Origin of the sequence: Nocardia sp. NPDC004151 (assembly GCF_042874235.1) — a bacterium.
GTDB lineage: Bacteria > Actinomycetota > Actinomycetes > Mycobacteriales > Mycobacteriaceae > Nocardia.
In genome coordinates this window covers 286,809-301,408 of sequence record NZ_JBIAMR010000005.1, presented here as the reverse complement: position 1 = coordinate 301,408, position 14,600 = coordinate 286,809, and the positions used below count along the sequence as shown (strand labels likewise).

Genomic DNA, 14,600 nt, shown 5'->3' with positions numbered 1-14,600 from the left:
GCGACACCGGGTCAGCGCGCGACGAGGCCGATGCCGCGGCCGATATCGGCCAGGGTGGAGTCGAAGAGCACGTCGGGGTGCGAGATCTGGATCGGGTAGTTGCCGAAGACCTCGAGGGTGACGTGACCGTAGAGGCGGGCCCAGAACTGGATCATGACGTAGCTGACGCCGAGGTCGAGTTTCTCGGCGGGGAACTTCTGGCCCGAATCCGCCAGCACGCGAAGCAGTTCCGTCTGGAAGGTGATCAGGTCGTCGCGCAGTTCCGGCGGGATCAGCTCGGTGGGAGTGGTCACGACCTGGTAGTCGGTGAGCAGACGGCCCGCGGCCCCGAGGAAGATGCGGCCGACCGGTTCGCCGAATTGCTGCATGGCGCTGGTGATTCCGGCGGCGACCGGGGAGGCGAAGACCAGGGTGAATTCGCGCGAGTGGTTCAGCGCCCAGCGGCGGAAGCCGCGGCAGATCGCGAAGAAGCGGACCCCGGCATCGTCGGGCAGGCCCTCCACCGACGCCTCGAGATCCGTGGCCAGGTCGAGGCAGACGTCGGTGCGGACGGCGGCGACCAGGTCGTCGCGCGACTCGTAATAGCGGTACAGCGCGGGGGCGGTGATGCCCAATTCACGGGCGATGGCCCGGAGCGTGATCGCGTCCGGGCCGTGGTCGACCAGCAGTGACCGCGCGACGCGGCGGATATCGGCGTCGCTGACCGCCGGCGCTCGTCCGCGTCGGCGAGGTTCACTCATGGTTGACTCCAATGTAGAAACGAACAGGGCCCCGGATGGGGTATCAAAAGTTACCGCGTCCGGGGCCTGATCGCTCACTCGTAGGCGACTTCCCAGCTCTTGATGCCGTTGAGCCAGCTGGAGCGCAGGCGGACCGGCTCGGAGATCTGGCGGATGTTCGGCATCACGTCGGCGATCGCGTTGAAGATCAGATCCAGCTGCAGGCGGGCCAGGTTGGCGCCCACGCAGTAGTGGGTGCCGGTGCCGCCGAAGCCGACGTGCGGGTTGGGGTTGCGCAGCACGTTGAACTTGTACGGGTCCTCGAAGTGCTTCTCGTCGAAGTTGGCCGCGCTGTAGAACATTCCGATGCGCTGCCCCTTCTTGATCGAGGCACCCGACAGCTCCAGATCCTCGGTCGCGGTGCGCTGGAAGGCGATGACCGGGGTGGCCCAGCGGACGATCTCGTCGGGAGCGGTGCGCGGACGCTGCTCCTTGTAGATCTCCCACTGATCCGGGTTGTCCACGAACGCCTTCATGCCGTGCGTGGTGGCGTTGCGGGTGGTCTCGTTGCCGGCCACCGACAGCAGGATCATGAACCAGGCGAACTCGTCGGAGGCCATCGACTCGCCCTCGAGGTCGGCCTGCAGCAGGGTGGAGGCGATGTCGTCCACCGGGCAGCCGCGCTTCTGCTCGGCGAGGTTGTAGGTGTAGCCCATGACCTCGGCGGTGGCGACCTTGTGGTCACCGTTGAACTCGGGGTCCTCGTAGCCGATCATCTGGTTCGACCAGTCGAAGATCTTGCGACGGTCTTCCTGCGGGATGCCGATGAGCTCGGCGATGGCCTGCAGCGGCAGCTCGCAGGCGACCTGCTCGACGAAGTTGCCGGAGCCGTTCTTCTTGGCCTCGTGCACGATTCGCTCGGCGCGCTCGCGCAGGGCGTTGCGCAGCGACTCGACCGCGCGCGGGGTGAAGCCCTTGGAGATGATGCGGCGCAGCTTGGTGTGCTTGGGCGGATCCATGTTCAGCAGCAGGTAGCGCTGCACCTCGATCTCTTCGCGGGCGATGTCGCCGTAGAAGCGGATGACCGCGGTGTTCTCCTCGGAGGAGAACTGCTCGGGGTTCTTGGAGATCTCCTTGATGTCATCCATCTGGGAGATGGCCCAGTAGCCGCCGTCGTCGAAGCCGGTCAGGCCATCGGCCTGCGGCACCCAGAACGGAGCGGCTTGCTTGCGAAGAGCTGCGAACTCCTCGACCGGCAGGCGCTCGGCCAGCAGGTCGGGGTTGGTGAAGTCGAAACCGTTGGGAATGGACGGCGCGGACACGGAACCTCCTTTGGAACACGTTCGACGTCGAGTGAACCACACCACAGGCCGGTTTGTGAACACGTATTACTAAATAGCGTTCATTTGATCTGTCACCAGTTCGGTTCGGTGCCGTAGACCTGGCGATATTCCCGGTCGAACGTGCGGCGGCCGAGCAGCCGCCATGCCAGGCGCGCGGTGCGCGGGAGCTCCGCGAGAACCTTGCGCCGATCGGGCGCCGAGGCGGCGTGCAGGAGGAAGCCGAGAAAGACCAGCTGGCGATCCTTGGGCATGTGCGCGCGCCCGCGTTCGCCGAGCGCCCGCCACTCCGACACGGTCATGACCTGCTCGACGACCGACAGGATGTGAGTCTCCTCCTCGGCGAGGTGCTCGTCCAACGCGGCCGCGAGCGCGGCGGCGGTGGCGGCGAACCGGTCTCGTGCGGCGGGCTCGGCGGCCGTGGCGAACTCGGCGGCGTCGCGCTGCGCGCGGGTCGAGAGTTCGGCGATGCGTTCGTGCTGTTCCTCGAGGCGCAGGATGAGGGCGGCGGCCATCGGGGCGCGTTCGAGCAGCAGCGGCCACATCAGTTCGTCCTCGCCGGTGTGATGACTGTGCAGCCCGGTGCCGAGTTCGGCCAGGAAGTCGGCCAGGACGCGGGCGCGCTCGATATCGCCCGGGGCGACGCCGGCCGCCAGGGCGGGCAGGGCGCGGAAGTGGCGGCGAAAGGCATTGTGCACGACCACCATGTCGTAGGTGTCGGGCCGGGCCTGCGCGATGTCGATGCTCATGGCTGCTCCTGTCGAGGTCGGTGACTGCGCCGAGAATGCTTCGGCGCGCTTGGAATCGACTCGAGGCGTACTAGGGGCGGCCGTCCTAGACTTACGCGATCATGGTTCGGATTCGGGTACTCGGTGCACTGACCGCGACCGGCGAGCGCGGGGAACTCGATCTCGGCGGGCCGCGGCAACGCGGGGTGCTGGCGCGACTGCTGGTCGCCGGGGGCGACGTGGTGCCGGTCGATCGGTTGATCGATGACCTGTGGCGCGGCGAGCCGCCGCCCCGGGCGCTGGGCTCACTCCAGGCGTACGTCTCCAACCTGCGCCGACTGCTGGAACCGGATCGCGCACCGCGGACACCGGCGACGGTGCTGATCAGCCGCGCTCCCGGGTACGCGCTGCGACTCGACACCGCCGAGGTGGACGCCTGGGCGTTCGGCGCCGACCTGGACGCGGCTGCGCGACTGGACGATCCGCGCGAACGCCGACGCGCGCTCGAGCGGGCGCTGGCCGCGTGGCAGGGTCCGGCGTACGGGGCGTTCGCGCAGGAATCCTGGGCGAGCGCGGAAGCCGTGCGACTCGAGGAGCTGCGGTTGAGCGCGCGGGAACAGCTCGCCGTGGCACTGCTCGAACAGGATGAACCCGCGCTGGCGGCGGCCAAGGCCGAGGTGCTGTGCCGGGAGCATCCGTTGCGGGAGGAGGCGTGGCGGCTCACCGCGCTGGCGCGGTATCGCGCGGGCCGCCAAGCCGACGCGCTCGCGGCGCTGCGGCAGGCGCGCGAGGTGCTCGCCGAGGAATTGGGCATCGATCCGGGACCGGCCCTGACCCGGCTCGAAGCCGACATCCTCGCCCAGCGAATCCCCGTGCAGGAGCAGACGATCGCCGTCCCCGCGCCGCCACGCGATCCGGTTCCGGGCCCGGTCGCCCCCGAGTTCCTCGGTCGGGCAACCGAACTCGCGACACTGCACGCGGCCGCCGCGTCTCCCGGTCCGCGGACGGCGACCGTGGTGGGTGAGGCGGGCAGTGGCAAGTCCTCGCTGCTGCGCCGCCTGCGCGAGGACCTCCGCGGCGGGGGCTATCGCGTGGTGCTGGGTCATTGCCCCGAGGACGAGGCCGCGCCTTCGGCGTGGCCGTGGGTCGAGATCCTGCGCGCTCTGGCCGCCGAGCACGACCCCGCCGGGCTCACGCCCGCTCTCGCTCCCCTGCTCACCGACGCCGCGGGCGCACCCGAGGCCGACCGCGCGCACGGCCGGTTCCTCTTGCACCGTGCGGTGTGCGACTATCTGACCACCGTCGCGGCCGGGGGACCGCTGGCGATTCTCTTCGACGACGTCCATCGCTGTGATGCCGAGACCGCGGCCCTGCTCGCCGCGGCGGCCACCCACGCGCCGGTGTTCGTCGTGATCGGCTACCGGCCCGACGAAGCGCCACCCGCGCTGACGCAGGCCCTGGCCGGTGTCGCGACCACGATCCGTGCGCGAATCCAGTTGCGCGGCCTCGACATCGAGGACAGCGCCCGGCTCGTCACCGCGCTGACCGGCAGCGCCCCGGCGGACTCGGTGCTGGCGACGCTGCACGAACGCACCGGCGGCAACCCGTTCTATCTCACCGAGACGGCACGCCTGCTGCGCAGCGAAGGCGAGCTGGTCGCCGCGTCCGAGGTCCCCGAGGGCGTGCGAGATGTGCTGCGCCGCAGACTGTCCCGCCTGCCGGAGACCGACGTGGCGCTGCTGCGCCTGGCCGCGGTGATCGGCCGGGAGTTCGATCTCGCGGTGCTGCTGCGGGCCGCGGAGGTCGGTGAGGAGGACGTGCTCAACGCCGTCGAGGCGGGCAGCGTGGCCGGTCTGCTCGACGAACCCGCCAGTGGCCGCGCCCGTTTCACCCACGTCCTGGTCCGCGACACCCTGCTCGGGGATCTGTCACGGGTGCGCCGCGACCGCTGGCATCGCCGGATCGGGGCCGCCCTCGAGGAGATCGCCCCGGACGATCTGACCGCCCTGGCCCACCACTTCGGCGAATCGGTGACCCCGGAGACGGCGCGGCGAGCCGCCCGCTACGCGGTGGCCGCCGCCGAGCGAGCCGAGCGGCGTTTCGCCTACGACGTCGCCGCGACCGGTTACGAGCGCGCGGTCGCCGCGCTGGAGCGACTCCCCCGCGACGAGACCGTCGACGAGCGAATCGCCTTGCTGGGCAGAGCCGGTCACGATCACCTCTCCGCGGGGTCCGCGCTCGCCGCGCGCGCCGCCCGTGACCACGCGGTGCGCCTGGCCGAGGATGCCGATCGCCCGGACCTGGTGGTGCGGGCCTTCACCGCCTGGGACGCGCCGACGCCGTGGATGAACCGGCAGTACGGCGTGGTCGAGCACCCGATCGTCGCCCGGCTGGAGAACGCGCTGCGCTTGCCCGGCCTGTCCCCGGCCGACCGCTGCCGATTGCTGGTGGCGCTGGTCGACGAGATCGGCGGCGAGGCAGGCGAACAGGCGAGCCCGGCGGCGGCCGAGGCCGAGGCGATCGCCCGTGAGCTGGGCGACGACACCCTGCTCGCACCGGTGCTCCAGGCTCGGGCCTCGTTGTACGACACCCCGGATCGTGGCGGGCTGGGCGCCGAGCTGATCGAGATCGGGCAGCGCACCAGCGATCACACGTATCAGCTGCTGGGCCACACCATCGCGCTGCAAGCCGCCGCCTCCGTCGGAGATCTGGCCGCGGCCCGCGAGCATCTCGAGGCGACCACGGTGACGGCCGACCGCTATCAATGGCGGCAGGCTCAGCTGGCCAACACGATGGCTCGCGGGCTGTTGGCGCTGGCCGCCGGTGACCCCGACGACGCCGAGCGCCAGTATTTCCGCGCCGGTGAATTGCTCACCGGCGCGGGCATTCTCAATGCTGACGGCATCGTGCTGATGGCCATTTTCACGGTCCATCTGGGCCGCGGGCGGCTGGCCGAGCTGGCGCCGGTGTTCACGACCTTCATCGAGCAGGCCGACGCGGTGTCGCTGGACGCCGTCGTCGACTTCCACGTGCTGGTCCTGCTGGCCGCCGGCGATCGTGCGGCCGCCGAATCGGCCTGGCGCCGAGCGCAACCGATCCGGCACGACCGGTTCCGCTCGTTCTTCCTCACCCTGCGCGGCATGGTGGTCGCGGAATTGGGCACGCCCCGGGTGGCGGCGGCGACCTACACCGATCTGATGGTCTACCGGGGTCGTCTGGGCGGCGCCGACACCGGCGCGTATGTCGTCGGTCCCGTCGATACCGTGCTCGGCGATCTGGCGGCGCGGCGCGGTGAGGCCGCTCTGGCCGCCGAGCACCACCGCGACGCCCTCGCCATCGCGCAGGCGTGCGGAAACCCCGGGTGGATGACCGCCGCCCGGGCGCGCCTCGGCCACTGACCGGTCACTGGTCGTCTACTAGTGGGTGGCTCGATCGTTGTTCCCGACCGTCCCACCGACCCGAGGAGCCCGCCGTGCCCGACCTCCACCGCACCGCCACCGAACTGTTCCTGAAGACCTCGACGACGCTGCACCGCCGCCTGCTCGACCTCAGCGGCGGCCGGTTCGGCACCCGCTTCAAGAACATGCCCACCCTGACCCTCACCACCACCGGCCGGCGCACCGGCCGCTCGCACACCGTCGTGCTGACCGTCCCGATCGTGGACGGACCCCGCTACCTGCTCGTGGCCTCACGCGGCGGCGACGACATCTCGCCGGCCTGGTTCCACAACCTGTCCGCCAACCCGTCGGTGGAAGTGTCGTTCCAGCATGGTCCTTCGCAGTCCATGACGGCTCGTGTCCTGTCCGCCGCCGAACGCGAGGCCCGCTGGCCCCAGATCCTGGAGGCCTACCCCGGGTACGCCACCTACCAGAACCGCACGGCCCGAGTGATTCCCGTCGTCGAACTGACCCCGCGCGCCGGACATTGATCGACGTTCACCGAGTGGTCACGCGTTCCAGGGAGTCCAGTCGCAGGGCCTCGTCGGTGATGCCGACCAGTAGGACCGGATCGAACCGGGCCACGGTGTCCAGCACCGAGGACCAGGGGGCCACGCTCCACGCCTCGGCGAGGAGACGGCGGATACGGCGACGAGCGAAGCCCTGGTCGGCGGGCGGTACGTCGGGGTAGGCGCGGACCAGACCGTCGGCGATCCGGGTGAGGAGTTCCCCGCGCAGGTCGCGGGTGGTGCCGCGGGCCAGTTCGACGGCCTGGTCGAGTTCGCCGATGGCGAGGGCGGCATCGACCAGCCGGGCGGCCGCGCGGTCCCGTACCTCGTCCGGGGGGAGCTGCGCGAGCAGCTGGGTGGCGGCGGCGAGCGCCGTCTTCGAGCGCTCCGATCGGTCACCGTCGGTCAGCGCCGGAATCACCTGTGCCATGGCATGAATGCGTTCTCCGATCACCGGAATCGAATGGCGGCGGGTCAGCACGTTGGGCTCGCGTCCCGCCTTCACCTGCGCGGCCAGGATCTCCCGGTACGCGACGGATCGGGCGAGGTCGTCGGTGAGCTGTTCGGCGACCGCCAGCGCCCGGTCCACCGCCCCTGCGCGGGCGATCGAACTCGCGAGCAACGACAGCACCCGCTGTTCGCCGAGCGCGGTCATCCACCGGCTCGTCAGCAGCCTGGTCACCGCGTCGGCATCGCCGAGGGCCGCCGAGAACAGGGCGCTCACTACACGATGTGTCAGCAGGTCGGGTGAATCGCGTGCGGCCGCGGCCCGGTCGGCGTCCTCGCGCACCAGCGCGGCGACCAGGGCGGCGAGTTCGCTGCCGCCTTCCTCGACCATGATCCGCAGCGCCACCGCGATTTCCTCGGCATCGTCGATCAGCTCCGCGACGGTGGCGGGTTCGCTCCAGATGCCCGCGCCCGCGCTCATCCGCGAGGTCAACCAGACGGGGAGCAGGGTGATTCCGTCGATCAGCTCGCGGGCCAGAGCGAGCTGACCGGTCTCGGCCAGCAGCACCGCGAGGCGGCCCAGCCCGGGGGCCAGCCCGTCCACCGGATCGAGCGAGCCGTGGTACATCAGGGTGAGGTGATCGGTCAGCTCGCGCACCCGCTCGACCGCCGCCCCGGCGAGCAGCGCGCGAACCACGTCGGCCAGCGGGGTGCTCGACTCCCGCGCCGCCGAGCCGAGCCAGTCGGTGGCGAAGAGCACGGTGAGAAATGACCGGTCGGTCCGCAGGTAGCCGCCGTTCGGCAGCGCGGTGCCGACGCGCATAGCGCTCATCGCTCGTTCGAGGAAAACGCCTCCGCGGGGCGCGGATTCGGCGGACCGCGTCCCGAGATAGGTGAAGGCCAGGATCCGGTGGTCGTCGCCGTCGATCCGATCGGCCACCGCGACAGCGCGCGTCCATTCCCCGGCGACCGCCAGCGCCCGCACCATCGCGTACAGGACCAGATCACGCTCGCGCGGGTCGATGCTCTGGTACGCGCGGAGCTCGATCTCCGCGACGAGCCGCCGGGCATCGGCCGTCCGATCCGCCGCGAGCAGGGCGGTCACCGCTCGGACCGCCACCTCGAGTCCGCCTGTCCCCCGGGTGAATCGGCGCGCCAGCGCGACCACGCGGTCGGCGTTCCCGAGCGCGACGAGGCACTCGGCCAGCTGCACGACCGCGGCCTCGATATGACCCCAGGGATAGTCGGCGATCCCGCTGATCGCGTCGTTGAACGCGGCGTCGAAGCCGGTGTCCGACGCCTCCAGCTGGGCCTGCCAGGCCTCGACGTCGACCAGCACGGCATCGGCCTCCGCACGCAGCACTTCGGCGAACCCGGCCGCGACGAGATCGTCGGCGATGGCGGCCAGCGCGTGCGACCGGACCACTTTGCTGCTGATCGGCGCGAGCTCGGACCGGATCGACCGCAGGTGGCGGGCAGCGGATTCGGTGTCCCCCTGCGAGACGAGGGAACGCGCGACAGCCGCGACGGCGACCACCCGCACCCCGACGGATTCGGCGGCTCCGCTCAGCTCCTCGACGCGGTCGTGCTCGTCCAGCGCCGCGAAGGCGCGCACCGCGGACCGCAGCACCTCGTCGCGTTCCGCGGCGCGCGCCCACACCACGTGGCGGTCGATCTCGGTCTTCGCCGCCGAGATCGCGTCCGCACGACCCAGTGAGCGCCAGGCCGGAATCAGTTGCGCGAGTATCCGAACCCGTTCCACGGGAGTGGTGATCTCGTCGGCCAGCAGTTCGGCGCTCTCGATATCGGGGACGGCGATCAGGGCGTCGACGAGGCGAGCGAGATCCGCGTCGCGCACCACGGAGGTCTCCGACTCCCGCAGCGAGTCGATCACGGCCCGATTGTGTGGCGGATCGTCCCGGAGAAACTGAGTCGAGGCGACGCCGATCCGGGCGCGCAGGCGGCGGCGCGGGTCCAGCAGGCCGTCCGCCAGGCTCCGCGCGCGCACGACCTCACCCATGTCGGCCAGTGCCGCGGGCAATTTCGCGGGAATATCGCGCCCGCGCCGAGTCAGCCGGTGCCGCCGCAGGGCGAGTTCGCCGACCGCGACCAGGTCCGGATCCCGCTGTTCGAGCCAGACACCCGACACGGTAGCGATCTCGGTCCGCGCGATCTGGTCGCTGCCGGACAGCAGCAGGAGCCGATCGTGGCGCGCGGTGTCCAGGGCGAGTTCGGTCATCCGCACCATGTCGCCGTGCCTGCGCAGCATCGAGAAGTATCGCGTCAGCAGATACGTCGGCGTCTCCACCGGCCACCCGCGGTCGCGGAAGCGGTCGGCCCAGGCGTGGAACCGGTTTCGATATTCCGCGAGGAGCGCACGGCCCAGCGTCGCTTCGGCCTCGCGTTGCAGGGTCTCGTGCGCGAGCAGGTACACGTGGTCGGACCCGAACCGGCTGGACCGGACCCGGAAGGTGCGTCCGGTGACGCCCGACAGGATGGTCTCGATGAGGAACGGCGGCCACCCGGTCAGATCCTCGAGCTCGGCGCGGGTCAGTCCGCGCGCCGCGGTCACCAGTCCGAGAATCTGCTGGTCCGCGTCGGAGCGTTCGAGAATCCCCCGCAGTTCCAGCTGCGCGGCATCGCGGATGTCGAAGGCTTTGGCCGACGGTCCGAGTTCGCGGCGGCGGCAGTGCCGGAGCGGATGTGTGGTGGGAACATCCAGCGGGAGTGCGGGATTGGGACGCCCGGAGACGAGGACCCGGAGTCCGGGTCCGGGGTTCTTCGGTAGCAGCGAGGCGATACTGGTCCGGCCGCGATCCTCGTCGAGCCCGTCCACCAGCAGCACGATCCGGTGCCCGACCTCCGCTGCCCGTTCGCCGGCCAGCGCGAGCATGTGGCGGCGCAGCCCGTCCCGGCTCCCGGTCGCGCTGGCCACGGTGGCGGCCTGATCCGGCAGCAGCGCCGAGAGCTGTTCCAGCACGGCGTCGGTGAACGCCCGATGATCGTCCTGATCAGCCATGCGGGAGGTGATGAAGAAGGCCACCACCCGCACCCGCGGCGGCGGATTCAGGGCGAACCAGGACATCAGGGCCGTCTTGCCCGCCCACGGTCCGGCCCGCCACCACAGGTACGCCTCGTCGCCGGTGCAGAAGTCGGCGAGTTCGGCCAACTCCGCGTCGCGATCGGACAGGCCCTCCGCGGGCGCGATGTCGCGGATCGTGGCCCGATACGGGGTATCGCCGATGCCGGGCAGCGTGGCGGGTTCGGTGCGGCCGGTCCATCCGGCATTGGCGGCCAGCGCGATTCGTCCCGCCGTGCCTCGTTCCAGCGCCTTCGGTTTCGGCATGCTCGCGGCCGGCAGCCGCGTGCGAAGTTCGCGAAACAGGACGGTCATGGTGAGGTACCGGTCGGCCGTCGGCACCCCGGCGCGCAGGGTGTCGAGCATCATGCCGGTGAAGGCGGTGCGGCCGCCACCCCCGGTCGCTCGCGCGAACGTGGTCTTCTCGTCGGTCGCGGTGAGAACGAACGCGCCGTCGATATCGGTGGCCTCCCGCAACGGCTCGCCCTCCCCGGCGAGAACGTCACGGCCGAAGGCTCTTCCGCTGTGGCAGCAGTCGAGAATCACGACGACGGGGCCGCGCGCGTTGGACTTGATCCGCGACCGCAGCACCGGATACGGCAGCGCGGTGACATCGGCGTCGGCCGAGCGCGAACCTGTGTGGGTCAGATGCAACTGGTTGTCGACCGCGACCCCGTGGCCGACGTAATAGACGAGCAGCAGCCCGGTCGCGGCGCGAGCGGCGGCGGTGACCCGGGCCGCGATGGTCGTGCTGTCGCCGGGATCGAGAACCACATCGATGTGATCCGCCGGCAGTCCCGTTTCGCCACGCAGGAATTCGGCGAAGTCGAGCAGACTGCGCTCTACTTCGGGGAAGGACTCGAAGCCGGAATCCGAGGTGTAGCGCGCGGTTCCGATGAGGATCGCGCGCGAGGCTTCCGGATCTGGAAGCGTCATCCTCCCGTGTCCTTCCCCCATACGTCACTGTTCCAGAGAGTCTGCCATGGGATGAATCGAAAAGGCGCGCACCGCTGGATGCGATGCGCGCCTTACGTATTGGTCGCTTGCCTCAGTACGCGCCCTCGCCGCGGGTCACCGCGCCGATCGTCTTCGCGATCAGCAGGAGGTCCAACACCATGGACCAGTTCTCGACATAGGACAGGTCCAGGCGCATGGCGTCCTCGGGCGCGAGGTCGGAGCGCCCGCTCACCTGCCACAACCCGGTGACGCCCGGCTTCACCAGCAAACGCCGTCGCATGACGCCGTCATAGGAGTCGACCTCCCGCCGTACCTGCGGCCGGGGGCCGACGATGCTCATCTCACCGCGCAGCACATTGAAGAACTGTGGTAGTTCGTCGAGGGAGTACTTGCGGATCACCTTGCCGACGGACGTGACGCGCGGATCGTCGCGGACCTTGAAGAACAGCGGGTTGCCGCCATTGCTGTCGATGAGGGCGTTGATGTGCGATTCGGCGTCGGCGTACATGCTGCGGAACTTGATCATCCGGAACGGTTGCCCGTCGCGGCCGATCCGCTCGGACAGGTAGAAGACCGGGCCGCGGCTGGACAGCTTCACCGCGAGCGCGATCATGGCCAGCGCGGGCGCGATGGCCAGCAGGGCGGCGACGGCGAAGCAGAAGTCGAACACGCCCTTGCGAATCGACTTCGCCCGGTCGTATTGCGGCTTCTCCACGTGCAGCATCGGCATGGACGCGACCACCCGGTGGGTGAGCCGGGTGCCCGCGATGTCGACCAGGCCGGGCGTCACGATCAACTCGGCACCGAGTTCGTCGAGCTCCCATGCCATGCGGCGGAAGTCGGCGGGCCCGAGATTGTCCGTAGCGGTCACCGCGACGGTGTCCGCCCCGGTGCGCCGCACGGCGTCGATGACATCGTGATCGCCTGCCACCACCGGGATTTCCCGTCCGCCGACCTCGAGCACCGATTCCGCCAGCGCTGCCTCGGTGCGGGTGCAGACCCCGATCACCTGATAGCCGGAGTCGCGGTCCAGCGAGAAGGCCGACACCATCGCTCGCGCCGCCTCGGGACTGCCGACCACCAGCATGGCGGTGCGGTAGGCGCCGCGAGCGCGCCGGCCCGCGACCCAGCGCCGCCAGATCCGCCGTTCCACCATGAGCAACACCATGCCGAGCGGCAGGGCGATGGCGAGGTACCCGCGAGCGATATCCACGCGCAGCAATAGCGATGCAATAGCTATTCCACCGAAGAGCTTGAGTGAGGCGGACACCACGCGCCGGTATTCCTCTGTGCCACTTCCGATCACGCGAGGCGAGCGGGTGCCGCTGAGCGTCAGCGTCACCGACCAGGCCAGCGCCAGCACGGCGGACACCATCGTGTAACGAACCTCGAGCGGCAGTTGGGACGCCAACGGGGGCTCGGCACCGGATCCGCCGAAACGAATCCACTGAGCGAAACCGACGGATAGGATCACTACGCATAGGTCGCTGATAAATAGCCGACTGGCGTAATCCGCTTGCCAGCGTTCACGATCCGAGCGCGGCTCGGTACGTGGTGGCCGGTACACGCGCACGGCGCGACCGGCAGAGATTTCATATGACATGAAGACGAACGCACCTCCCCCACGGGAGAACTCGGTTCCGATCCCCGCTGATCAGTTCCACGACCAGGCTGACGCCGGTTTCCCAAGGGCTTTCAGACCATGACAACCGATGATGCCGCCGAGTCTTTCGGCGGCCAGAAGGCGAATGTTACACACCCCGGATGTCATACACCCCCAATCACGTACGGCCTCAACGTTTCCGGAAAGTAACGGATAGGAACCTGACCGGTTCCCCCACCCACCCCCCTATTTCCCCTATTCGCAAAATCGCAGGTTGAACTACGCAAGCCACACGGTGTGAGCTGGTCGAAACCCTTGCGGCGCAAGGCCTGACGGTTTGCCGAGCGGACGCCTGGTTCTGCGGGTCGCAAATTTTCAGTTGTTTTGGCATTATCGGTCCATCGTCGGGCCCCTGAGTACCACGCAATCCTGTTGTAACGTAAGGCCGGACCGAGCCGACCCACAGGTCATCCGGCGCAGCGCGGGCGGCCCGGACTCGGTGAAAGATGGGGAAACTTCGTGCAATGCCGTCTTTGCGATTCGAATCGATTGCTCAGCGTTCTTGACCTGGGCGCCACGCCGCCCTGCGAGAAATTTCTCACCGCCGACGAGCTGGACCTGCCGGAAGCGACATATCCGCTGCATCTGCGGCTCTGCGAAAACTGTCTGCTGCTGCAAATTCCGGCTCTGATCACCCCGGAAGAGACATTCACCGAATATGCCTACTTCTCATCATTCTCGGACAGCTGGGTCCGGCACGCAAAACTCTTCGTCGACCAAGCAATCGAACAGCTAAAACTGAACGACAATTGTTTCATAATTGAGGTGGCGAGCAACGACGGCTATCTCCTGCAGCACGCGGTGGCCGAAGGCATCCCATGTCTGGGCATCGAGCCGTCGGTGAATGTCGGTGCGGCAGCGCGGAACAAAGGCGTACCAACCGAAACGGGCTTCCTCGACGAGGAGCTGGCGGCCCGGGTGGTGGCCGAGCACGGACCGGCAAATCTGGTGGTGGCCAATAATGTCTATGCCCATATCCCGGATCTGCTCGGCTTCACCCGCTCGCTGCGCGCGCTCATGGCCGACGACGGCTGGCTGTCGATCGAGGTGCACCACGCCCTGAACCTGGTGGCGCTGGCCCAGTTCGACACCATCTATCACGAGCACTTCCAGTACTACACACTGCTGTCCGCCCAGCGCGCCCTGGCCACCGCCAGGCTCGAGGTGGTCGACTGCGAGCTGATCGGCACACACGGTGGCTCCCTGCGCGTCTGGGCTCGACCGCAGGGCGTGGGCACCCCCACCGATCGAGTCGCCGAGGTCCTGCGCCTCGAGACCGACGCCGGGCTGCACGAGGTCGCCGGCTACCTGGAGCTGCGCCCCGATACCGAACTGGTGCGCCAGGATCTGCTGCGATTCCTGTTGGACGCCAAGGCCTCCGGCAAGCGGGTCGTCGGCTACGGCGCCCCCGGCAAGGGCAATACCCTCCTCAACTACTGCGGCATCCGGACCGACCTGCTGGAGTACACGGTCGACCGCAACCCCTACAAGCACGGGCGGTTCACGCCCGGCACCCGCATCCCGATACACGAACCGGAGCGGATCGACGCCGATCGCCCCGATGTGGTGCTGGTGCTGCCGTGGAATCTCGAGCGCGAGATCACCGCGCAACTGCGTCACGTCCTCGAGTGGGGCGGCGAGATCGTCTACCCACTCCCCCATCTTCATCATGCGACGCTCGACGACGCCGCCGCATCCACACCTGCCGAAAGGTAAAGCTC

At 69.2% G+C, this 14,600-nt stretch carries 8 protein-coding genes; 3 read left to right on the top strand and 5 right to left on the bottom strand.

Annotated elements, in window-relative coordinates; translation table 11 throughout:
• Positions 1-11 precede the first annotated feature (11 nt).
• From ACFYTS_RS14790 to ACFYTS_RS14780, 3 genes are all read right to left on the bottom strand, one after another.
• Positions 12-740, bottom strand: coding sequence for a TetR/AcrR family transcriptional regulator (locus tag ACFYTS_RS14790; protein ID WP_357277454.1), 729 nt, complete (start codon positions 738-740; stop codon positions 12-14).
• A gap of 74 nt (positions 741-814) precedes the next feature.
• Positions 815-2,041, bottom strand: a complete 1,227-nt coding sequence (locus ACFYTS_RS14785) for a cytochrome P450 (protein ID WP_387304364.1) — start codon at positions 2,039-2,041, stop codon at positions 815-817.
• A gap of 92 nt (positions 2,042-2,133) precedes the next feature.
• Positions 2,134-2,808, bottom strand: coding sequence for a hemerythrin domain-containing protein (locus ACFYTS_RS14780; protein WP_387304361.1), 675 nt, complete (start codon positions 2,806-2,808; stop codon positions 2,134-2,136).
• A gap of 101 nt (positions 2,809-2,909) precedes the next feature.
• On the opposite strand from ACFYTS_RS14780, the gene ACFYTS_RS14775 reads away from it, so the two are divergent.
• Both ACFYTS_RS14775 and ACFYTS_RS14770 read left to right on the top strand, forming a co-directional pair.
• The gene (locus tag ACFYTS_RS14775) at positions 2,910-6,185 is read left to right on the top strand and encodes a BTAD domain-containing putative transcriptional regulator (protein WP_387304358.1); all 3,276 of its coding nucleotides are present in this window, start codon (positions 2,910-2,912) and stop codon (positions 6,183-6,185) included.
• Positions 6,186-6,259: 74 nt separating this feature from the next.
• Positions 6,260-6,715, top strand: coding sequence for a nitroreductase/quinone reductase family protein (locus tag ACFYTS_RS14770; protein ID WP_357277463.1), 456 nt, complete (start codon positions 6,260-6,262; stop codon positions 6,713-6,715).
• Positions 6,716-6,722: 7 nt separating this feature from the next.
• Here ACFYTS_RS14770 and ACFYTS_RS14765 read toward each other — a convergent pair whose 3' ends face one another.
• Both ACFYTS_RS14765 and ACFYTS_RS14760 read right to left on the bottom strand, forming a co-directional pair.
• Complete coding sequence (locus ACFYTS_RS14765) at positions 6,723-11,195, bottom strand: caspase family protein (RefSeq protein WP_387304354.1); 4,473 nt, start codon at positions 11,193-11,195, stop codon at positions 6,723-6,725.
• Positions 11,196-11,307: 112 nt separating this feature from the next.
• A complete protein-coding gene (locus ACFYTS_RS14760; RefSeq protein WP_357277467.1) occupies positions 11,308-12,819 on the bottom strand; it encodes a sugar transferase in 1,512 nt (503 codons plus the stop codon).
• Positions 12,820-13,338: 519 nt separating this feature from the next.
• Here ACFYTS_RS14760 and ACFYTS_RS14755 point away from each other — a divergent pair.
• Positions 13,339-14,595, top strand: a complete 1,257-nt coding sequence (locus tag ACFYTS_RS14755) for a methyltransferase domain-containing protein (protein WP_387304350.1) — start codon at positions 13,339-13,341, stop codon at positions 14,593-14,595.
• Positions 14,596-14,600: the final 5 nt, after the last annotated feature.